Raw genomic sequence first — 19,659 nt, forward strand, 5'->3', positions numbered from 1 at the left:
AGGGCGGGAACATCACCACCACCGCGCCGGGGCAGATCACCGTGCATGCTTCTGAGAAGGTGTTTGAGGGGCCGGGGCGGGTGGGGTATACCCCTCCGCACTTGCCCAAGACCGAACTAGCCAACACCGATTTGGAATTCCGCCATTTAACCGACTGGGGTGCTCCACTGGCGGGCGCAACCTATAAAGCCACTTTGGCAGATGGCAGCGTGCGCACAGGCGTGCTCGATGCGCAAGGTGTTGGCCGCGTCAGTGGAGTACCCGCAGGATCAACAGCCAAGGTGGAATACAAATATCAGCCGTTGCAAGCCCAATCGCATGTGGATACCCAATTGAGTGATGACTTGCATGAACTTCTTAACTGGGTGCCACTGACCACAGATGTCTCTGACCCACAAGGAGGTCCAGCATGAGCACCTCCATTGCAGAAGACAAAAGCCAGCTAGATGAAGCGTGGGATAGCGTGGTCGGTGGCTTCGATTGGATCAAGTCGGTCCTAATTGGCGAGTTCGCAGATAACCGCCCCTTGTCCGCACTGATTGCGGACATGCTGGTGAGCTTTGTGCCAGGGGTAATCATCGTCACCAGTGCGCGCGACGCGGTAGCGGTGTCATTGCGCTTAGCGCAGCATCCAGAAAAACGCGAGCACACCATGGAATGGGTTGTTCTCTGTGCTTGCCTTATCACCATCGCATTGCCGCTGGCCATGGCAGCTGGCGGCTTGGCGGTGATGGGGGTAGGGGCCATTGTGGGCGGCATTGCGGGCTCCGAACTAGGAGCCGCATTGCGCGCAGTGATGTTGCTGCTAGTCCGAGAGGGCGCCAAGCTGATAGAACTCATTGAATTTCTACAAAAATTCATTCACGGCAACATCATGGGCTTTTTGCGGGCAGTAAAGTTCGCGCAATATGAAAAAGTATTGATCCAGGCACTGAGCAAGATCACTGGCAAGCTCGTCAGCATCTGCAAATCAGTGCGTTTGCACCTGGAGAAATGGCTTAAAGCTGCGGAAGAATCCGGAGCTGCGAAGTGGATTGGTGAACACACTGACATGCTCAAGAATTCTGCAGCAGTCAGAGAGACCAAAGCCGCCATTGCCAAGCTAGCCGACTGGGAGCAACGCTTTTATGCGCTGCAACAAGATGCCATCAAGCAAGTGCCACGTGCCCTAGCTGAGCTGGATGCCCGTTTAACCAAGGTGCTGGCACAGACAGCGCCCAAGGAGGCGCACACAGTGGCCAGCGGAGCGTTGGCAGACAAGGCCGTAACCGCAGTGCCCTCGAAGCAGATGGTGGCCGATGTGCCGGGGCGTGCGATTACACAGGCAGAAGATAAAGCCGCCGCAGCGGCACCCAAAGCTAGTAAGCCTGCAAAACCCAAGGCCAAACCTGCAAAGGCAGAACCTACACCACTGCCCAAGGAAAAGCCTGATCCAGTTAAGCCACCGGAAGAAGGAAAGAACAACAAGAAGCAGAGCGCGGCGGATGCAGTCGTAGCGGCGGATAGGGAGCAAGTAAGTGCGCTATCTAAAGCCGGAAAAATAGAAGAGGCACGCGCCTATCTGAGAGAGAAGGTTCTGGACAATCCGAATATCGCTCCTGCAGACAAGCCAAAAGCGTTGATTGATCGTTTGGATGTTTCGTCCGCCACAGACAAAGCTGTTTTCTGGTCAGGTGACTTGAATGCAGCAAAAGCAAAGGCTGCCGAGATGGGGGGTGTCACATTGGAAACTACTACAGGGGGCAAAGTGGCCGACGGGTGGACTGAGTTAGGGGAGAGATTTCCGGGATGGCAGAACGATCCGCCACCAAATGGACACGATTTTTGGAGCGGTTTGTCAGCGAAATATGCAGAAGGAACCAGCGGAACTGTCAATGTTGTGCAGAGTGCCGAAAGGGCTGCCCAAGGAGGTGGTGGCATTTGGAAGGGGACTGAATTTCCGATATTAAAAGACGCTCAAGATGCAGGTGTTGTTGACGAAATTATTTATACCGTCGTAGCGCCGAAATAGGATTTATATGAGTGATGCATTTAACAAATTTCTCGATGAATACAACGCGAATGGGCGGGAAAAGCTTGACGGCTATACCTTGATTTACCTGGATTCACTTAAAGGTGACGAACGAGATCAAGCAACTGAAATGTTGCGCAAAGAAACTATTCGCGACGGAATGGGAATGGAGGGTCTGGTACGCATAAATCCCGATGTTGCCTTGAAGACCCTACTGCAAGTGGAACAAGAATGGCCGGAGACTAGAACACAAAAATCATTTGAACTCTATTACTGGCTATGGAAGCTCACCAATGAAGAATCTTATGCAGAAAAATTTTGCTCTTGCAGACCGTTTTTGAGTGAGGCCAGCATCGTCCCGTTTTACACGCATGCAAGTTGGATTATCGAATCACCCACAATCGAACAAATGCTGCGCCAGGCTATCTATGTGGAAATCAACAAAATTGGTTTATCCACCGCAGCAAGAGCCCTGCTAAACAAGTATGGATATAGCAGCGATATACCTACGACCAAATCAGAGTACCTTATAAAGTGGCGCATATTGACTGCTGGAACAATTACACAACGCCAGCATGTACTTCAAAATTTAGTGTGACTTTCAGCGCTACATCTGGACTAGCTCGGCTCCATCCTTAACTATTCACCCGCTTCTTCAGCCATAGCATCAGGCCACCCACCACGGGCAGCTTTTCGTACAGCTCCTCGGCTGTATCCCAGTAGTCGCGGTGCAGGGTGATGCGGCCGTCCGGCCCCAGCTGCAGGTGCGATCCGCCGTGGATGGTCTGGGTGACGGTGGGGCTGAAGCTTTTGAAGCGGAACTGGAAGTCCCAGGTCAGGAAGCACTGCGGGCCGCTGCTGATGCGCTCCAGCACCACAAAGCGCGGGGCATCCAACGTGTCGAACATATGGCGGTAGGTGCCCTGGATGGCGGGTAGGCCTTGCACGTCTTTGAACGGGTCCTTGAAGCGCGCGTCGGCGGCGTAGATGTCGCCGCAGCGCGCCACCGAGGTGGGGGTCAGCGTCTCGAAGAAATCGACGATGGTCTGGAGGGGCGACTTAGTGTTGCACATGGCGCATAGTGGCGGCCTTAGGGGCCGGGTTGTGGTTCCTAAAATCCTCGCCAAATAACCTCTTGGCCCAACGCGTAAATACGGCATTTCACTTTGCTAGATTTTTGGCACCTGGCCAGGGCTCTTTCCTGGATGTCTTGGGGATCGCCAGGTTTCACCTGATCGCTTGCGGAGGCGGCTCCCCACGTACCAAAAGGACCTAGAGCGAATGCCCGGGGCGACGTGCTCGTCACAAAGCTGCGGTACCCAGCGGTGCCATCGGGGCCGAGCCCTGGCACCGCAGACGCGTCGGCAATATGGGGAAGAGTAAATGCCTCCGGTGCAGGCATGCGGATGGTTGCCACATCTAGAACCCTGTCTTCCCGCATTGTTTCCAGAATCTTTTTCAAAGCCTCATCGGCGACCTGGCCCATGAGTTCTGGTGTGTCTATACGGCCATTGGTTGCTACGCCGGCACTCCAAAGCAAGCCAGCTTTACGGCTGTAAAGCTCTGCTGCCAGCACGAGGTGGTGCACGCTGGAGTTGTACCTGTATTTTTCCTCGCGAATGCGTAGAACGTAGCCGCAGCAATCAAACGCCGAAGCCAACAAGGATGCGTTCGGTTTAATTTCCAACTCGATTCGCATGGTGGGTATCTGAATACCATTTTCCAAAAAGATGGGCTTGATGCGTTGCTCCAGAATTGGAAAGAGCATGCGGGAGTAGCTATTCGCACGCTCAACTTCGTGGGCATCTCCCTCTTGAAAGCTAGCGCGTTGAAAGTAGACAGCCATGCGCTGGATAGGCTCACCGGGGGTCTTTGCAGACCTGGTGGTAACAGTGGCAACGTTGGTGGTACTGCATGCGCTGAGCAGAACCGTAAGGACAAGCAAGCTGACCGCAATGCTTCGATGCAAGAAGTGCTTCATAGAATAAATACGTGGAAAACGATGGAATTTCAGAAAGCAGGTTTTTTGAGCTTAACCAGCAACTGGGAAGATAGCGTCAGCGTCTATGCAAAGCGGCCCTGAAGATAAAAAAATCCGCCGTGTGCGGTTTAAAGCCCCGTCATGCCGCGTACTGCCCGGAAGTAGGCGCCGTAGGGTAGCAGCCGCAGGGCCTTCATCCACAGGGTAAAGCGTTTCGGGAAGTGGATTTCAAACGCGCCCCTGGCCCAGCCGGCCAGCATGGCGGTGGCGGCCTGCTCGGGGGTGATCAGGGCCGGCATCTGGAAGTCGTTCTGCGCGGTCAGCGGGGTTTTGACGAAGCCGGGGCAGACCAGGCTCACTCCGATTCCTCTGTCATGCAGATCCAGGTACAGGGTCTCGGCCAGGTTGATCAGCGCGGCCTTGGTCGGCCCGTAGGCCAGGCTTTGCGGCAGGCCGCTGTAGCCGGCCACGCTGGCGACCAGGCTGATGTGGCCGTTGCCCTGGCGCAGCAGTACGGGCAGCACCGCGTCCAGCATGTGCAGCACGCCCACATAGTTGACCTGGAGGTGCTGCTGCATCTGGGCCAGGTCGAAGGCTGTGGCGCGCTGGGCGCGGTAGTAGCCGGCGCAGTAGACCACCGCGTCGATACGCCCCAGTTGGCCCAGGCTGAGTGCGGCGGCCTGCAGGGCGGCGTGGTCGGCGGTGTCCAGCGCCAGGGCGCGGGCGCCGGGGTGCTGGTCCACGAAGCGCTGCAGTGCATCGGCTTGGCGGGCCGACACCACTACCTGGGCGCCTTCGCCGTGCAGCGCCTGCGCTGTGGCCAGGCCGATGCCGCTGGAGGCGCCGATCAGCCACACGGTTTTGCCGTGCCAGTCGGTGATGCGGGGGTTGAGTGACATGCTGCCTACTATTATTTTGATAGCTGCTTGCGCAAGTTTTATGTGCGCTAGCTGCCGATTTGGCTTAACGCTTCGTGAAGGACAGGGTGACGTCGCCTAGATGGATGCCGAGCTTGGACATGCGGGCTTTGTTCAACATCACGCGCTCGGTGACCAGGTACATCCAGTCGTCCATCTGCACGTTGTAGACCGTGCCGTCCACCGGCAGCGCCAGGGTGTAGTTCCAGTGGAAGGCGTTGCCGCTCTCCTCGCCCAGGGCAGCGCCCACCACGTCGTCGGCCCGGCCGCTGTAGCGACCGTCGGCCTCGCGGTGCAGCCGCCAGATGCGCTTTTGCGTGCTGCCGTCGGAGTAGCTGAAGGCCTCGTCGAGCACACCGTCGTCGCCGCTCCAGCTGCACACCATCACCACGGTGAAGCGCTTCACGACTTTGCCGGAGCGGTCTGTGAACACGCCGTAGGCGTCCAGCGTGCCGTTGAAGTAGCTGCGCAGGTCCAGCTTAGGTGTTTGGCCCGCGTAGTCGGTCACTTGGGGGACTGCGCAGCCGGCCAGGGCGGTAATGGCGGTGGCGGCGAGCAGAAGACGGCGTTTCATGGGGATACCTCGGGGGTTGGACGGACGATGAGCAAATACAGGGCAGCGGCGGCCAGGGCTTTCAGCACGCAGGGCAGCAGGCAATAGACGGCGCTGAGGGCGCGCAGGGCTGGCGCGTCCTGCGCGCCGGGGGTGTAGCCGGCCAGGGCCAGCAGCGGCAGGGCCAGGCCGGCGGCCAGCGCCAGGTTCAGCTTGGTGGCGAAGTTCCACCAGCCAAAGTACAGGCCGGTGGCATTGCCGCCCACGTCGTCGTGCTTGGCGTCCTTGACCAGGCCCGCCAGCAGCGCGCTGGGCAGGGCCAGGTCGGTGCCCAGCGCAGCACCTGAGGCCACGCAGACCAGTAGAAAAGCGGTGCTGTCGCCCGCACCCAGCAGGCTGGCGCCGACAAAGCTGACTATCGACAAGCCCATGCCGACCAGCCAGGTGCGCGCCAGGCCCAGGCGCTCCACCACCTTCAGCCAGAGCGGAATGGACAGCGCTGCGCAGATGAAATAGGTCGCCAGAAACAGCGGCTGCAGTGCGGCTGCGGCCTGCAGCCGGTCTTGCACAAAAAACAGCACCAGGGTGGCAGGCACGGCGCTGGCAATGCCGTTCAGCAGAAACACCGCCAGCAGCCGGCGAAACGCCGGGTTGCGCCAGGGTTGCCACAGCGCGGCAGGGCTGGCGTGCGCAGCCGCTGTGGGGGTGGATGGCGCTACCGAGCGGCTCCAGCCCCACCAACCGCCAGCCAGGCTCAGCACCAGCAGACCCACGGTCGCGGGCAGGCCCAGCAGCACCGGGGCCACGCTGGCCGTGACCACGCCCACCAGGCCCAGGCCTTCGCGCCAGGCCACGATGCGGCTGCGCTCGGCCTCGCTGCCGCCCAGCAGCGCGGCCCATGACTGGTGCAGCACGCCCAGGGTGCTGTAGGCGGTGTAGGTCAGCACCAGCAGCGCACCGGCCCACAGCAGCAGGCCCTGCGGTGTGCTGGCCCAGGGAAAGAACAGGCCGGCAAAGCCCAGCGCCATCAGCAGCGCGGCGCCCGCCGCCACCGCCAGCACGGCACGGTGCGAGGTGGCAAACAGCCGGTCGCCCCAGCGGCCCAGCAGCGGGTCCACTACGCCGTCCAGCACCCGTGCCGCCAGCAGCAGCGGGCCCAGCAGCGCCAGGGGCACGCCGAGGGTGGTGGCGTAGTGGTGCGGCAGCATCACGTACAGCGGCAGCGCTACAAACGCCAGGGGCAGGCCCATCAGGCCATAGAGCATGCCGTTGCGAGGACTGAAGGCTGTGGGGGATGTCACGGCGTGGCGGCCAGCAAGGCCTTGCGCATGGCCGGCTCGGAGGTCTGGGGTGACAGCCAGATACCGAAGAACAGCGCGGCAAAGTTGCCGTCGCGGATCTCGCCGGTGGGCTGGCCATTGGTCAGGAAGCGCGCAGTCTGGGTCTGCGGTTCGTAAATACCCAGGATGCGGTCGCCCTTCTTGACGTCGGGGAAGGCAGCCTCCAGCTTGTGCTGCCAGGCCTGGGCCTGGGCGTCGGGAATGCTGGCGCTGCGGCGCATTTCGGCAATCGATCGGCGGGCGATGTCGGCGCGGCTGAAATCGCGCAGGTAGCGCAGCTCCAGGGCGAAGGGCGTGTCGGCATAGCGCGCGGCCTGGAAGCCGGGCGCCACCCAGAGCTGAGCGTCATACACCTCAAAGCCCCACACGCGCAGGCGCGTGCTGCCGTTGAGCGTGGCTTGCGGTACGGCCTGGGCCACGGGGGCGGGCAGGTCGGCTGCCCATAGATTCAAGCAAAAAAGGCCTGCGGCGCAGGCAATACCTGCGCAGGCAGCTACTTTTTTAATAGCGTGTACTGAACTAGATTGATGTTGCCCTTGTCGAAGGCGGCTTCGCAGTAGGCCAAGTAGAACTCCCATAAGCGCATAAACCTTTCGTCAAAACCCAGTTGCAGCACCTCGGTGCGGGCGGCCAGAAACTTGTCGCGCCAGCGGCGCAGGGTCTCGGCGTAGTCGGGGCCGAAGGCGAACTCGTCCACCACCTCCAGCCCGGCTGCGGTGGCTTCGCGCTTGAACTCGCGCGGGCACGGCAGGCAGCCACCGGGGAAGATGTATTGCTGGATGAAGTCGGTGCTGCTGATGTAGCGCTCGAACAGGCTGTCGTCGATGACGATGCTCTGGATGCAGGCGCGGCCACCGGGCTTGAGCAGGCGGGCCACGGTCTGGAAATAGGTGGGCCAGTATTCGCGGCCTACGGCTTCCACCATCTCGATGGAGCAGATGGCGTCAAACGGTGCGTCGGCGATGTCACGGTAGTCCTGCAGGCGCAGGTCGGTGCGGCTGCATAAGCCCAAGCGCTCGCCCAGCTGGTGCATGCGCTGGTTGGCAAAGGCCAGTTGCTCGGTGCTGAGGGTGACGCCGGTGACGCTGGCCTTGAATTCCACCGTGCCCATCTCGGCCAGCGCGCCCCAGCCGCAGCCTATCTCCAGCACGCGGTCGCCCTTTTGTACGTTGGCCATGCGCAGGGCGCGGCGCACCTTGGCGTTTTGCGCCAAGCGCAGCGGCTGGTCCAGCGCGCCCTCGAACCAGGCGGACGAGTAGTTCATGCTGTCGTCCAGCCACAGGCTGTAGAAGGCATTGCCCAGGTCGTAGTGGGCGTGGATGTTCTTCTGGCTGTTCGCCTTGGTATTGCGGTTCAGCAAGTGCTTGATGCGGTACCACAGCCGGCCTATCCAGTGGCCGTAGACCACGTCCTCAATCTCCTGCCGGTTGCAGATGAAGACGGTCAGCAGGTCGGTCAGGTTGGGCGTGGTCCAGTCGCCGGCGATATAGGTTTCGGCCACGCCGATGTCGCCAGACTTGAGGGCTGCCGCGCAGACGTTCCAGTTCTTCAGTGTCATGGCCGCGGTGGGGGCGTCGCCGTGCTGCTGGTGGTTGCCAAACACCTGCATGCTGCCGTCGGGCAGCTGCATGGTGATGCTGCCGTGGCGCAGTCGCTGCAGCAGCTGCAGGGCGCTGCGGGCGGCGGCGGGCGCGTCGGAGGGAATGGCAAAGCGTGGTGCGGTGGTGCTGATGGGCATAGGCTCTATCTCGTCACAAAATCTTGGGGTGGCTGGGGCTTGCGGAAGAAGGGCACGCGCTGGCGCCACAGCTTGAAGGCTTGCCAGTGGATGCGGGCCATGACGCCCAGGGTCATGGCCGGGTAGCGCCACAGGGCGCGGCGCATGCTCGCGGTCGTCAGGGGTTCCAGCGTGCCGCTGACGCTGGTTTCGATCAGCGCGCCCTGCGCGTCGTCGTAGTCCACCCGGGCTACGGTCCTGTCGCCGGCCCGCATGAAGCGGAAGCGGTAGCCGCCCTCCACCGGGCAGAACGGCGAGACGTGGAACACCTTGGCGGCGCTTAGCTCCTGGCCATAGCGGGGCTGGTCCAGCACATAGCAGTGGCGTTCGCCAAAGGTGTTGTTGACCTCGACCACGATGGCGCGCAAGGCCCCATCGGCACGGTGGCAGTACCAGAAGCTCACCGGCTTGAAGGTGTAGCCGAACACACGCGGGTAGCAGTGCAGCCAAATTTCGCCATCGGCGTCTGCAATGCCTTCGCGCTGCAGCAGCGCTTCGACCCAGGCCAGCGCACTGCCCTGGCCGTCGCCGTGGTCGGTGTCATAAAAGCTCAAGGTCGCGCGGCGGTTGATGGCTAGCTTTGTCGTGCCCAGCGAGCGCATGGGCAGCATCAAAAAATAGGTGGGGTAGGCAAAGGCATGGCGCACCGGGCGCAGGCGCGTGTGGCGCACCTGGCCAAAGCCAATCAATGGTGCTCCCACGCTTCTCACTGCGTGTAGTGCGCTGCCCCCCGAGGGGGTCGTGCCTGTGGCGTTCATACCCTCGCCTTGATCTGCTCGGCCACGGCCAGCCCGGCTTTCAGGCCGTCTTCATGGAAGCCGTAGCCCATCCAGGCGCCGCAGAAATAGGTGTTCTGCTGGCCCTGCAGCGCCGGCATGCGTTTTTGCGCCGCGATGGCGGCCAGGTCCAGTACCGGGTGTGCGTAGTCGTAAGTGCCCATGACATGGGTACGCGCGATCTCGCGGATTGGATTCAAGGAAACCACCACCGGCTGTTCCCACGGCAAGGGTTGCAGCTTGTTCAGCCAGTAGTGCAGGCACACGCGGGATGATTCGGTCGCGGTGGCCGGTGCGCGCTCGTAGTTCCAGGCGGCCCAGGCCACCGGGTTGCGCGGCAGCACCGAGGCGTCGGTGTGCAGCACCGCCTGGTTGGCGTGGTAATGGATGGCGCCCAGGGTGGCGGCCTCGGCCTGCGTGGGCTGGTCTAGCAGGGCCAGGGCCTGGTCGGAATGGGTGGCCAGCACCACCTTGTCGAAGCGCTCGCTGCGTTGGAAGCCGTGTTCCTGGCTGGCGATGAACACGCCGTCGGCGCGGCGTTCTATGCGCTGCACGGGGCTGTGCAGGCGCTTGTCTTGGATGCGGGCCGTGATCTTGTCCACATAGTGGCGTGCGCCGCCGGTCACGGTCCACCACTGGGGCCGGTTCAGCACCTGCAGCAGGCCGTGGTTGTGGCAGAAGCGCACCATGGTGGCCACCGGAAACTGCAGCATTTGCTCCGTAGGGCAGCTCCAGATGCAGCCCATCATGGGCAGAAAGTACCAGTCACGGAAGGCGCTGCCAAAGCGGTGCTGGGCCAGGAAGTCGTCCAGCGGTTGCGCCAGAGCTGCATCGTTGTTGCCCAAAGCCAGCTGGGTGCAGAGCTTGTTGAAGCGCAGCAAATCGCGCAACATGCCCCAGAAGCGCGGGTTCCACAAATTGCTGCGCTGGGCGAACACGCTGGACAGGCTGCTACCGCTCCACTCCAGATGCTGCGGCCCGGGGATCTGGGCCGAGAAAGACATATCGGTCTTGCTGGTGGCCACCTCCAGCTGCTGGAACAGCGCAATCAGGTTCGGGTAAGTGCGTTCGTTGAACACCAGGAAGCCAGTGTCCACCCCGTGCGTAACCGGCCCCTGCGGCGTGGGCAGGGTCAGGTCCACCGTGTGGGTATGGCCGCCAAAGTAGCTGCCCGCTTCGAACAGGGTGATGTCGGCGTGGTCGTGCAGGGCATGGGCCACGGCCAGGCCGGAGATGCCGGAGCCGACGATGGCCAGTCGCATGCGCGCTGTCATGGCCGACCGCCAGCAATGAGGGTGAGGAAAGTGGCCGCGAAGCACCCCGGAGCGAACAAGGGAGTGAGGGAGGAGGAGAACCGCCCTGGGGCATCGTGTCCACGCGCAGAGCGCGGACGGCTTCGCTGCCAATAAAAACAGGTTGCGCGCATAGCGGCAACACGGGTAGTGACAGCGCCTGGGGCTAAAAAGTTCCCCCAAGCGTACCGGGCTGGCGACATTGCGGGAAATAGGACTGTGGATCGCATGGTGCGATAATATACCAATCAGTCACATTGCGACCAGTAAGTTATATTTAAGTCGTTACAGGTTTGTTTACTTGATGGTTTTGAGAATAAATGTCATCTGCACCGCCTAGAATGAAACCAGCTATGAAGGACTGCCATGCTCTACCCTGAACTTTTCAAGCAACTCGAAGCTGTACGCTGGAATATGGAAAAGGATGTTCCCTGGGCCGACTTCGATCCGGCGCTGCTGACCGAAGAGCAGGCCCAGACCATCAAGATGAATGCCATCACCGAATGGGCGGCCTTGCCGGCCACCGAGATGTTCCTGCGCGACAACCAGGACGACAGCGACTTTTCGGCATTCATGTCGATCTGGTTCTTTGAAGAGCAAAAGCATTCGCTGGTGCTGATGGAATACCTGCGCCGCTTCCGCCCGGACCTGGTGCCCACCGAAGAAGAGCTGCACGACGTGCGTTTCGAGTTCGACCGGGCCCCGCCGCTGGAAACCCTGATGCTGCATTTCTGCGGCGAGATCCGTCTGAACCACTGGTACCGCCGCGCCAGCGAATGGCATTCCGAGCCGGTCATCAAGAACATTTACACCAAGCTCAGCCAGGACGAGGCCCGCCACGGCGGCGCCTACCTGCGCTACATGAAGCGCGCCATCGCCAATGTGGGCAACGAGGCGCGCACCGCCTTCACCAAGGTGGGTGTGCTGATGGCCAGCGCCCGCCGTACCGCCCAGGCCCTGCACCCGACCAATCTGCACGTGAACGAGAGCCTGTTCCCGCGCGACACCATCCAGAGCCGCCTGCCCAACCCCGAGTGGCTGGAGCACTGGCTGGACACGCAGATCAAGTTCGACGCGGTGTGGGAAGGTAAGGTGGTGGACCGCATCCTGCATAACCTGAGCCTGCTGATGGACCGCAGCTTCAAGACCGTGCAGGAGCTGAACCGCTACCGCAAGGAAATCACCCGGGAACTGGCCGAAGCCACCCCCCCAGGAGCCCCGGCCTAGCGGCTCAAGGTTGGCGCTGCTAGATCAGCGCCAGCAGCTTGTGCAGCTGCACTTGCACTCGCACGTCGCGGTGCAGCACATGGGCCACGATCTTGTAGTTGGGGGTGTTGGTCTCACGCACGATCAGCTCGCCGGTGGGCATGCCTTCGCGGTTCACCAGCACGGCCACGCGGGGGGCCGTGGTGTTGGCGCTGCGGCGTATGACCGCCGCGATTTCACCATTCGCCAGGCGCACGAAGACCCCGGGTGAATACACGCCCACGGCCTTGATGATGGCCGCGCCCGCCTCGTCCACGTTCTTTTCCTCGTCGTAATAGCAGGCCTGCATGGCCGTGGTTGGCGGTATGGAGTCGCGCCCCACGCGCGGCGACAGCCGTGCAATGAAAGAGTCGGCGCGCTGGATCAGCCGGGACATGCGCAAGGCCACGGTCTTGGCGTCCAGCGGGCCGGGGGCGCGGTCATGGTGGTGGCGCACGGCCAGCAGCCAGTCTTCGTTGTCCACGCCCAGGGCCAGCAGCATGGTGAAGGCGCGCTGCGGGTGTTGCTCCACCATCTCGATCTGTTGCGCCGTCATGGCTTGGTTTTGCACCGCCAACTGGTCTTGCAGCGCGGTCATGGCGATGTTCATGGTCAGCACGGCCCGGCCCAGCGTGGCGTCATGCTCGGGCGGCCAGTTCAGCACATCGCGCGCGGCCATGCTGCACACCACGTACACCAGCATGGCGTGGGTGGCGCTGTACATGTGCACCTCGGTGGCGGCCAGGTGCATCAGCGCGCACAGGGTGGCGTCGGGGTGCAGCTGCACCAGGTTGTGCAGCTCGTTGTACAGCTTGTCCAGCCGGGGCAGGAAGTTTTCGGCCTGCGGGTCGCGCAGCAAGGTGTTGGCGCGCATCTGCAGCGCCGTCCAGTCCGGGATGCCCGAGACTTCGGTGGGCTCGACCGGCGCCAGGTCGTCGGCACCCAGCTGCATTTCGGCGATGTGGCCCAGCGTGGTGTCTGTGCGCACCATGTCGTACAGCTTGCCCACATAGGCCCGGTGGTTGTCGGCCGCGTCCACGTCCACGCACAGCGTCATGCCGCGCGATGTCCAGTAGGTGATCTCCTCGCGGCTGGTGATGGTGTAGCCCTTGTTGGCCAGCAGCACCCCGTTTTCATTGCGCAGGGTGAATGGCAGCGGCTGCCCCAGGCGCAGGGTGCTGAGGTTGACGGGAATGAGGTTCATGGTGGCGATGCCTGGGTGTGCGCGGTCAAATCAGTTCCAGCAGTTGCTCCATGGGCACCGCGGCGCGTACATCGCGGCGCGCCACATGGCCGGTAATCTTGTAGCTGGACTGCTGGGTGTCGCGCACGATCCACTCGCCGGTAGGGAAGCCCTGCCGGTTGATCAGTACCGCGACCTGCGGTGTGGTGTTGTGGATGCCGCGCCGGATCACGGCCGCAATCTCCTGGCTGGCCAGCCGGACCAGCGTGCCCGGTGCGTATAGGCCCACGGTCTTGACCAGGGCGGCGCCGGCTTCATCGGACTGCGCGGCCGCCACCGGTGGCAGACATAGCCGGCCCAGGCGCGGCGACAGGCGTGCCGCATAAATGTCGGCGCGCTGTATCAGGCGGGCGATGTGCAGCGCCTCGCTGGCCGGCGGGCCGGGCGTGCGGTCGTGGTGGTGGCGTACGGCTTGCAGCCAGTTCTCATCGCTCACGCCCATGCTGCGCAGCATGCTGCACGAGCGTTCGGCATGCTGTTCCACCGCCTCCATTTGGGCCACGCTCAGCGGCTTGGTCTGCAGCACCAGGTCGTCCTGCAGGGCCGACATGCTGATGTTCATGGTCAACGCGGCCTTGCCCAGGGTGGCATCGCGCTCGGACGACCAGTTCAGGGTTTCGCTGGCGGCCAGGCTGCACACCACGTAGACCAGCATCGCGTGGGTGGCGCTGTAGCTGCGCATCTCGGTGGCCGAAAGGTGGATCAGCGCAAACAGCGTGGCATCCGGATACTGCTGCACCAACCCGTGCAGCTCCTGATAGAGCTGCTCCAGCCGCGGCAGGAACTGCGCGCTCTGGGTGTCGCGCAACAAGGCATGGGCCTTTTGCTGCAGGGCTGCCCAATCGGGCAGATAGGTGGGAGATGGCGGCATGGTGGCAAAGATTATCTATTCAGGTATCGACAAATCAACTCTCCTCTTGAGCAGGTACTGAGCCTGCTAGCATTTGACCATGACGTCAATGCTCGCTGTACCTGCTTTCTTGCAAAAAATATGCCCCCGGGAAGATGCGCAGGCCCAATTGGCCCGCCTGCCCCGCCCCTGGGTCTTCACCAACGGGGTGTTCGACATCCTGCACCGCGGCCACGCCACCTACCTGGCCCAGGCCCGGGCACTCGGCGGCAGCCTGGTGGTGGCGCTGAACAGCGACGCCTCGGCGCGCCGCCTGGGCAAGGGCCCGGACCGTCCGCTGAACAACGAGACCGACCGCGCCGTGATGATGGCCGCGCTGGAGTCGGTCAGCCTGGTGACCTGGTTCGATGAAAACACCCCGCTGGAGCTGATCACCGAGCTGCGCCCCGACATCCTGGTCAAGGGCGGCGACTACGACATGCAAAAGCTGGCCGAGACCGCCGTGGTGCAGGCCTATGGCGGCACGGCGCTGGCAATACCCTTTGTAGACGGCTACTCCACCACCGCGCTGGTACGCAAGATCAAGCAGCCGCATGGCGCCTGAGCCGCTGCTGCAGCGCGTCTGGCAGACGCTGCGTAACGACACTTTTCTGCAGATCCTGTTGCTGGCCCTGGTGGGCCTGAGCTGGGCCACCCGCACGCCCTTGCGCGCCTACCCGACCCTGGTGGACTGGCCCACCATCGCCGCCCTCACCGGCCTGCTGGCCCTGACCAAGGGCGTGGAAAGCAGCGGCGCGCTATACCGCCTGGGCCATTGGCTGGTCGGCTACATGACCAGCGAACGCGCTGCCGCCTTGTGCCTGGTGACCGCCGCCGCCGCGCTGTCTACCGTGCTGACCAACGACGTGGCGCTGTTCGTCATCGTGCCGCTCACCCTGGGCATCTGCCGCATCACCCCGCTGCCCACCACGCGCCTGGTGGTGTTCGAGGCGCTGGCTGTCAACGCCGGCTCGGCCCTTACGCCCATCGGCAATCCGCAAAACCTGTTCCTGTGGCAGCTCTCGGGCAGCTCCTTTGGCCAGTTCGTCTGGCACATGCTGCCACTGGTGGCCATCCTGATGTTGCTGCTATGGGCGGTGACGGCGCTGGCCTTCTCCGGCCGCGAACTCAAAACCAGCGACCCCGAGTCCGAGCACGCGCTCAGCCGTCCGCTGCTGGCCGTGTCCTTGCTGCTGTACCCGGTGTTCCTGGTGCTGACCGACATGCACTACGCCCCCTGGGCCTTGCTGGCCGTGCTGCTGTGCCTGGGGCTGCTGCGCTGGCGCGTGCTGGCGCAGATCGACTGGGGGCTGCTGCTGGTCTTCGTGCTGATGTTCATCGACCTGCGCCTGCTGGCCGGGCTGGACCTGGTGCAGCACGCACTCGCCGGCTGGGGGCTGCAGCAGCCCATGCACCTGTTCTGGGCTGGCATTGCCGCCTCGCAGGTGGTCAGCAACGTGCCGGCGGCCATCGCCCTGGCCGAGTTTTCGAAGGACTGGAAGGTGCTGGCCTACGCCGTCAACATCGGCGGCTTCGGCCTGATGGTCGGCTCGCTGGCCAACCTGATCGCCCTGCGCATGGCGCCCGACAAACGCGCCTGGATCAGCTTCCACGTCTGGTCCATCCCTTTCCTGGTGGCCGGTGCGGCCTTGGGCTGGGTACTGCTGTTTGCTATGTAAAAAGTAGCTGCTGGCGCAGGTGGAATCTGCGCTAGCGGCCATTTTTATTCAAATGGCCGCAGGGGTTCTTCAGCCCTCTGCTACTTCGGGTGGTTGCAGCCGCGTGCTGATGCCATACAGCGCCAGCAAGCCCAGCACATGGCCAATCGCAACGCCCGGCTCGCCGGACTCCACGCGGGCAATGGTCTGCACGTGCACGCCCAGGCGGGCTGCCGCTGCAGCCTGCCCTTCGCCTGCGGCCACGCGGGCCTGCTTGGCTGCGGCGCCCATGTCCTTGATGGCCTGCACTGCGTCGTTAGGGATGTGGGGAGAGATTCGTTTGCCTTGGGTCATGGCTGGATATTGTCTACGCAGGGCATAGCGCTGCCCAGGCCGATTTATTCCATTTCCAGATCAAACCGAGATTAGGCGCGAAGCCGCAGACAGTGGCTTGCCACGGCAAGGCGAAGCAACGACATATTCGGATTGATCTGGAAATGGAATCAGGTGCCGGGCACGAACACCATGGCTATGCTCACCCACACGCCGAAGCTGAAGTACGGCGTCAGCCACAGCGCGTCGGCCCGCCATGCCGCCCAGTTGCCGCTGGGCACGCGGCGCTGCCAGGCGTCGCGCGCGCCCTGGTCCAGGCGCATATAGGCCAGCCCGTGGGCGCGGCCATGCTGGTAGCGGCGCCAGTACATCGGCACGTCCACGCACAGCACATAGGCCACGAAAGACAGCGCGCCCAGAATGCCGGCGATGGCCAATGCCTGCACCCAGCCAGTGCTGTCCATTGCGATCACAGCCAGCAGCACCGCCATCCACGAAAACCCCGCCGCCCACAGCGAGGATTCGACCGCCTGGGTGATGTGGTTCAGCGTCAGCACGCTGTGCCAGCAGAAGCCCTGGGCCACCACCATGAACACCGGTATCGCCCACGCCGCCATCTGCACCCACGGCAGGCCGGCATGCATGCCCAGCTGGTGCACCAGCAGCCCCAGCTGCAGCGCAAAGCAAATCTCGGCCACCGTGGCCGCGCTGCGGCCCAGGAAGATGCTGGACAGCCGCGTATCCACCACCACCAGCCGCTCCAGGTCCACCCGGGGCAGCACCGAGCGGTAGGCGCACACCAGCACATACACGCCCGACAAAGCCAGTTGCAGCCCAGCGTAGATACCGCTGCCCGGCCCCATGTGCAGCACGGCCAGCCACAGGCACACATTCAGCACCGCAATCGCGCACAGCGCCCGCCACCAGGACAGGACTCCCATATCTGCTTCGATGGGTACTAGCGAAAAATTGTGGCGGTTTGATGACATGGGAGCCAGGGTAACCGGGAGGGGGTTGGGGAGGCAAGCGCTTTTGGTGTGTGCTGCATATCGATAGCGCACCACCAAGAGTCAATTCGTGGACCTGCTAGAGGATCATTCAACGTTGTCAGACCAAGGGCGCAAGGTGCATATGAAATTAAGCTAAAAGGCGTCGAGTGGGCCGCTCTGGAAAGTCAAAATGCCTTAGCTGGCCGAACATTGCGCTACGAAACAGTGTTCGAAGGGCTTGCTAATATGCTGGTGGAATCTTGATGTATCTGCAGCTAGCGAAGAAGGTAGCAGCCATGATGGGTGTGCACAAAATGTGGAGCAGTAAATGAAAACCAGTGCCCGAGGCAATTCCACAACAGTCCCTTTTGCTTGCCGGAGGCGTAGCCGATGGAGCACGACTAGACCGGTGCTGAAAAAGCAGGAAATACATCAAGTATGGTAATGCCCCTAGTCGTCATCGAAGAAATTTTGGGGCGTTCGCCGCAGGGTAAGACGGAGCCATTTATTTGCCGTGGGGACGATGGGGAGACCTACTACGTTAAAGGGGCTGGAGCTGGGCGGCGAAGTCTTATTTGTGAGTGGGTCGCCGCACACCTAGCCACAGCATTTGGACTACCTATAGCCGACTATGCGCTGGCGCAGGTGCCGGAGGAGTTAGTGTTGTTTGGTGTGCGGCCTGACATTCGGGACTTGGGCGTTGGACAGGTGTTCGCATCGCGCCGACTTCCGCACGTGCAAGAATTGACACTGACCACACGTGACTTGGTTCCAGATGCCGTGGCCCTGGATGTGCTCGTTTTTGACTGGTGGTTGCATAACGAAGATAGGCACCTGACCGAGAGCGGCGGTAACCCAAACTTGCTTTGGGATGTAACCGGTGAGCAGTTGGCTGTGATTGACCACAACATGGCTTTCGACCCCGACTTTAATGTGCCCAACTTTCTTGAAAGTCATGTGTTTGCGCAAAACTGGAATACTGTTTTCAGCGACCATGTCGTTCGTGCTGCTTACCAAAAGCGTATGACAGATGCGCTCGCAGGCCTTTCTGACATACGTGCTAGCATTCCAACCGAGTGGTGGTGGGTTGACGATGGCGTACCCGCCAACGTCACGTGGGATGCCATAGCAGCCTGTCTTAACCGCTGCTACCGTGACGATTTTTGGGATATTTTGTGAATAAGTTGGCCTGCCAGTACGCGTTGCTTCGTTTTCGCCCGTTTGTAGAAACAGGTGAATTTGCGAACGTGGGTGTGGTTTTGCTATGCCCCCAAGGCCGCTTCTTCGGCTTCAAGCTTTTGAAAAAGTATGGCCGCATCACCAAGTTTTTCCATCAGCTTGACAGCAAGGTCTACTTAAGCGGGAAAGCCCTTTTCCTCGACGAGCTTGAGCGTTTTGCTCTGCATGTGCGTCGCAACGCATTGGACGGTCGAAAAAGGGTAGTCGACGTGGCACAGGCAGTCGATTTGTTCGCGGAGTTGACACGTACACGCGACGCGATGCTGCAATTTGATGAGCGCCGCGTAGTGCTGGCTGATGACCCGAAGGCTAAACTCATCGAGCTTTTTGACCACTACGTTGAGCGAAATTTTGTCACCAAAGCGTACCAAGAGCGCCTGTTGGAAAACTCGGTGCGACGCATGCTGTTCCAGGGTGACAGCCATATTGCCGCACAGTATTTCCAAGAGAAAGTCGGAACAACCGACTTCGTCGTCAATTTCCCCTTTGTTCGCAAGAGCAACCAGGTAGTGGACAGAATCATAAAGCCGCTTTACCTTGCGCAAGAAGACTCAACGAGAGTGCTAAATCACGGGGGTTTATGGGTTGATAAGGTGAAACGCCTGCGCAAGCGCAATGCTTTGCCAAAGGATGTGCTGTTCCCTCTGGCCGCACCGAAGAGCGAATCCAAAGCTTTTCGTGCTTACGAGGAAATCCGCCAGGAACTGGTAGATGCTGGTGTTGAAGTAACGATGGCTAACGATGTGCAGCGTATTCTTGCTTTCGCTAGCCAATCGGCTGACATAACTAGTAACTAACATTGCCCGCTAAAGTTTTTGTTCTTTAAGTGCTTTCGGGGACAAGGATCACTGTCGCTAATTCTGGTTAGCGGCCCTTCCGCACTTCTCTAGCATGGTTCAATTTGGGCTCGTTCCGAGGCGAGTCAGTGCGATTCATTGATTGAATCCATGGTGTAAATGCCCACTATTGGCCGATGCGCAAACTAACGCAAATGCCCCGCCACCCGCTTCTCCAACAGCGCCACCAGCTCCGGCTGCATGAACTGGTAGTTGTCCGGTATGTCCAGGCACACCACTTTCTTCCCGGCTAAGTGCCGCTTGAACCGCTGGCTCAGCTGCGTGCGGTGCCGCTTCTCCATCACGCAAATGATGTCGGCCCACTCGATCTGGTCCGCGCTCAGCGGGCAATCTGCATCGGGCGCCAGGCCGGCGGAGTCTGTTTCCACGCCAGGCACGGTGGAGAAAACTTGCTCGGCCGTGGGGCTGCGCAGTCTGTTGCGGCTGCAGATGAAGAGTACGCGTGGCATGGCAGGAACTGCATCAAAAATTTAAACAAAAAGGCCTGATTAGCTACCTGCCTCAGACAGACTTGAATTTTGGTTCAGATGCGCCATACTGGTGTTTCATCCAGTTGTGT

General features: G+C 61.4%; 21 protein-coding genes and 1 pseudogene. 8 read left to right on the forward strand and 14 right to left on the reverse strand.

Annotated features, from left to right (window positions below; genetic code table 11):
• The 3 genes and pseudogenes from AC07VY_RS25925 to AC07VY_RS25935 all read left to right on the forward strand — a co-directional run.
• Positions 1–413, forward strand: a pseudogene (locus AC07VY_RS25925) (hypothetical protein); the annotation flags it as partial.
• Positions 410–2,011, forward strand: coding sequence for a hypothetical protein (locus AC07VY_RS25930; RefSeq protein WP_495100029.1), 1,602 nt, complete (start codon positions 410–412; stop codon positions 2,009–2,011). The pseudogene AC07VY_RS25925 and the gene AC07VY_RS25930, both read left to right, overlap by 4 nt.
• A 7-nt stretch (positions 2,012–2,018) precedes the next feature.
• Positions 2,019–2,609, forward strand: coding sequence for a hypothetical protein (locus AC07VY_RS25935; RefSeq protein ID WP_495100030.1), 591 nt, complete (start codon positions 2,019–2,021; stop codon positions 2,607–2,609).
• Between the two features lie 37 nt (positions 2,610–2,646).
• Here the strand turns inward: AC07VY_RS25935 and AC07VY_RS25940 are convergent, their stop codons facing one another.
• The 9 genes from AC07VY_RS25940 to AC07VY_RS25980 form a co-directional block, all read right to left on the reverse strand.
• Positions 2,647–3,084: a nuclear transport factor 2 family protein gene (locus AC07VY_RS25940; RefSeq protein ID WP_495100031.1), complete on the reverse strand. Its 438-nt coding sequence runs from the start codon at positions 3,082–3,084 to the stop codon at positions 2,647–2,649.
• A gap of 38 nt (positions 3,085–3,122) precedes the next feature.
• Positions 3,123–3,992: a hypothetical protein gene (locus AC07VY_RS25945; protein WP_495100032.1), complete on the reverse strand. Its 870-nt coding sequence runs from the start codon at positions 3,990–3,992 to the stop codon at positions 3,123–3,125.
• Positions 3,993–4,120: 128 nt separating this feature from the next.
• Positions 4,121–4,891, reverse strand: coding sequence for an SDR family NAD(P)-dependent oxidoreductase (locus AC07VY_RS25950; protein ID WP_495100033.1), 771 nt, complete (start codon positions 4,889–4,891; stop codon positions 4,121–4,123).
• A gap of 64 nt (positions 4,892–4,955) precedes the next feature.
• Complete coding sequence (locus AC07VY_RS25955) at positions 4,956–5,483, reverse strand: DUF3833 domain-containing protein (protein WP_495100034.1); 528 nt, start codon at positions 5,481–5,483, stop codon at positions 4,956–4,958.
• Positions 5,480–6,763, reverse strand: a complete 1,284-nt coding sequence (locus tag AC07VY_RS25960; RefSeq protein ID WP_495100035.1) for an MFS transporter — start codon at positions 6,761–6,763, stop codon at positions 5,480–5,482. The genes AC07VY_RS25955 and AC07VY_RS25960 overlap by 4 nt, the downstream gene beginning before the upstream one ends.
• Complete coding sequence (locus tag AC07VY_RS25965; RefSeq protein WP_495100036.1) at positions 6,760–7,254, reverse strand: chalcone isomerase family protein; 495 nt, start codon at positions 7,252–7,254, stop codon at positions 6,760–6,762. The genes AC07VY_RS25960 and AC07VY_RS25965 overlap by 4 nt, the downstream gene beginning before the upstream one ends.
• Positions 7,255–7,295: 41 nt before the next feature.
• Entirely contained in the window at positions 7,296–8,540 is a 1,245-nt protein-coding gene (locus AC07VY_RS25970) for a class I SAM-dependent methyltransferase (protein WP_495100037.1), read from the reverse strand.
• 5 nt (positions 8,541–8,545) lie between these two features.
• The gene (locus AC07VY_RS25975) at positions 8,546–9,337 is read right to left on the reverse strand and encodes a DUF1365 domain-containing protein (RefSeq protein WP_495100038.1); all 792 of its coding nucleotides are present in this window, start codon (positions 9,335–9,337) and stop codon (positions 8,546–8,548) included.
• Positions 9,334–10,617 carry an NAD(P)/FAD-dependent oxidoreductase gene (locus AC07VY_RS25980; protein WP_495100047.1) on the reverse strand — a complete coding sequence of 428 codons (1,284 nt, stop codon included), beginning with the start codon at positions 10,615–10,617 and terminating at the stop codon, positions 9,334–9,336. The genes AC07VY_RS25975 and AC07VY_RS25980 overlap by 4 nt, the downstream gene beginning before the upstream one ends.
• A 396-nt stretch (positions 10,618–11,013) precedes the next feature.
• On the opposite strand from AC07VY_RS25980, the gene AC07VY_RS25985 reads away from it, so the two are divergent.
• On the forward strand, positions 11,014–11,874 hold the full coding sequence (locus tag AC07VY_RS25985) for a ferritin family protein (RefSeq protein ID WP_495100039.1): 861 nt from the start codon (positions 11,014–11,016) through the stop codon (positions 11,872–11,874).
• A gap of 19 nt (positions 11,875–11,893) precedes the next feature.
• Here AC07VY_RS25985 and AC07VY_RS25990 read toward each other — a convergent pair whose 3' ends face one another.
• Complete coding sequence (locus AC07VY_RS25990) at positions 11,894–13,096, reverse strand: HD-GYP domain-containing protein (RefSeq protein WP_495100040.1); 1,203 nt, start codon at positions 13,094–13,096, stop codon at positions 11,894–11,896.
• A gap of 25 nt (positions 13,097–13,121) precedes the next feature.
• On the reverse strand, positions 13,122–14,006 hold the full coding sequence (locus AC07VY_RS25995; RefSeq protein ID WP_495075504.1) for an HD-GYP domain-containing protein: 885 nt from the start codon (positions 14,004–14,006) through the stop codon (positions 13,122–13,124).
• Positions 14,007–14,094: 88 nt separating this feature from the next.
• Here AC07VY_RS25995 and rfaE2 point away from each other — a divergent pair, with 88 nt between their 5' ends.
• Positions 14,095–14,589, forward strand: coding sequence for a D-glycero-beta-D-manno-heptose 1-phosphate adenylyltransferase (gene rfaE2, locus AC07VY_RS26000; protein ID WP_495075818.1), 495 nt, complete (start codon positions 14,095–14,097; stop codon positions 14,587–14,589).
• Complete coding sequence (locus AC07VY_RS26005) at positions 14,579–15,703, forward strand: SLC13 family permease (RefSeq protein WP_495100041.1); 1,125 nt, start codon at positions 14,579–14,581, stop codon at positions 15,701–15,703. The genes rfaE2 and AC07VY_RS26005 overlap by 11 nt, the downstream gene beginning before the upstream one ends.
• A gap of 69 nt (positions 15,704–15,772) precedes the next feature.
• Here the strand turns inward: AC07VY_RS26005 and AC07VY_RS26010 are convergent, their stop codons facing one another.
• Both AC07VY_RS26010 and AC07VY_RS26015 read right to left on the reverse strand, forming a co-directional pair.
• Positions 15,773–16,036, reverse strand: coding sequence for a helix-turn-helix domain-containing protein (locus tag AC07VY_RS26010; RefSeq protein WP_495100042.1), 264 nt, complete (start codon positions 16,034–16,036; stop codon positions 15,773–15,775).
• A 149-nt stretch (positions 16,037–16,185) separates the two neighbouring features.
• Positions 16,186–16,956, reverse strand: coding sequence for a hypothetical protein (locus AC07VY_RS26015; RefSeq protein ID WP_495100043.1), 771 nt, complete (start codon positions 16,954–16,956; stop codon positions 16,186–16,188).
• 492 nt (positions 16,957–17,448) lie between these two features.
• Between AC07VY_RS26015 and AC07VY_RS26020 the strand changes: the two genes are divergently transcribed.
• Together AC07VY_RS26020 and AC07VY_RS26025 are read left to right on the forward strand one after the other, a co-directional pair.
• Positions 17,449–18,183 carry a HipA family kinase gene (locus AC07VY_RS26020; protein ID WP_495100044.1) on the forward strand — a complete coding sequence of 245 codons (735 nt, stop codon included), beginning with the start codon at positions 17,449–17,451 and terminating at the stop codon, positions 18,181–18,183.
• Positions 18,180–19,040 (forward strand): DUF3037 domain-containing protein, encoded by an 861-nt coding sequence (locus AC07VY_RS26025; protein ID WP_495100045.1) that lies wholly within the window; start codon positions 18,180–18,182, stop codon positions 19,038–19,040. The genes AC07VY_RS26020 and AC07VY_RS26025 overlap by 4 nt, the downstream gene beginning before the upstream one ends.
• A gap of 185 nt (positions 19,041–19,225) precedes the next feature.
• Here AC07VY_RS26025 and AC07VY_RS26030 read toward each other — a convergent pair whose 3' ends face one another.
• A complete protein-coding gene (locus tag AC07VY_RS26030) occupies positions 19,226–19,549 on the reverse strand; it encodes a low molecular weight protein tyrosine phosphatase family protein (protein ID WP_495100046.1) in 324 nt (107 codons plus the stop codon).
• Positions 19,550–19,659 lie beyond the last annotated feature (110 nt).

The sequence above is a fragment of the Rhodoferax sp. GW821-FHT02C08 genome (genome assembly GCF_059421805.1).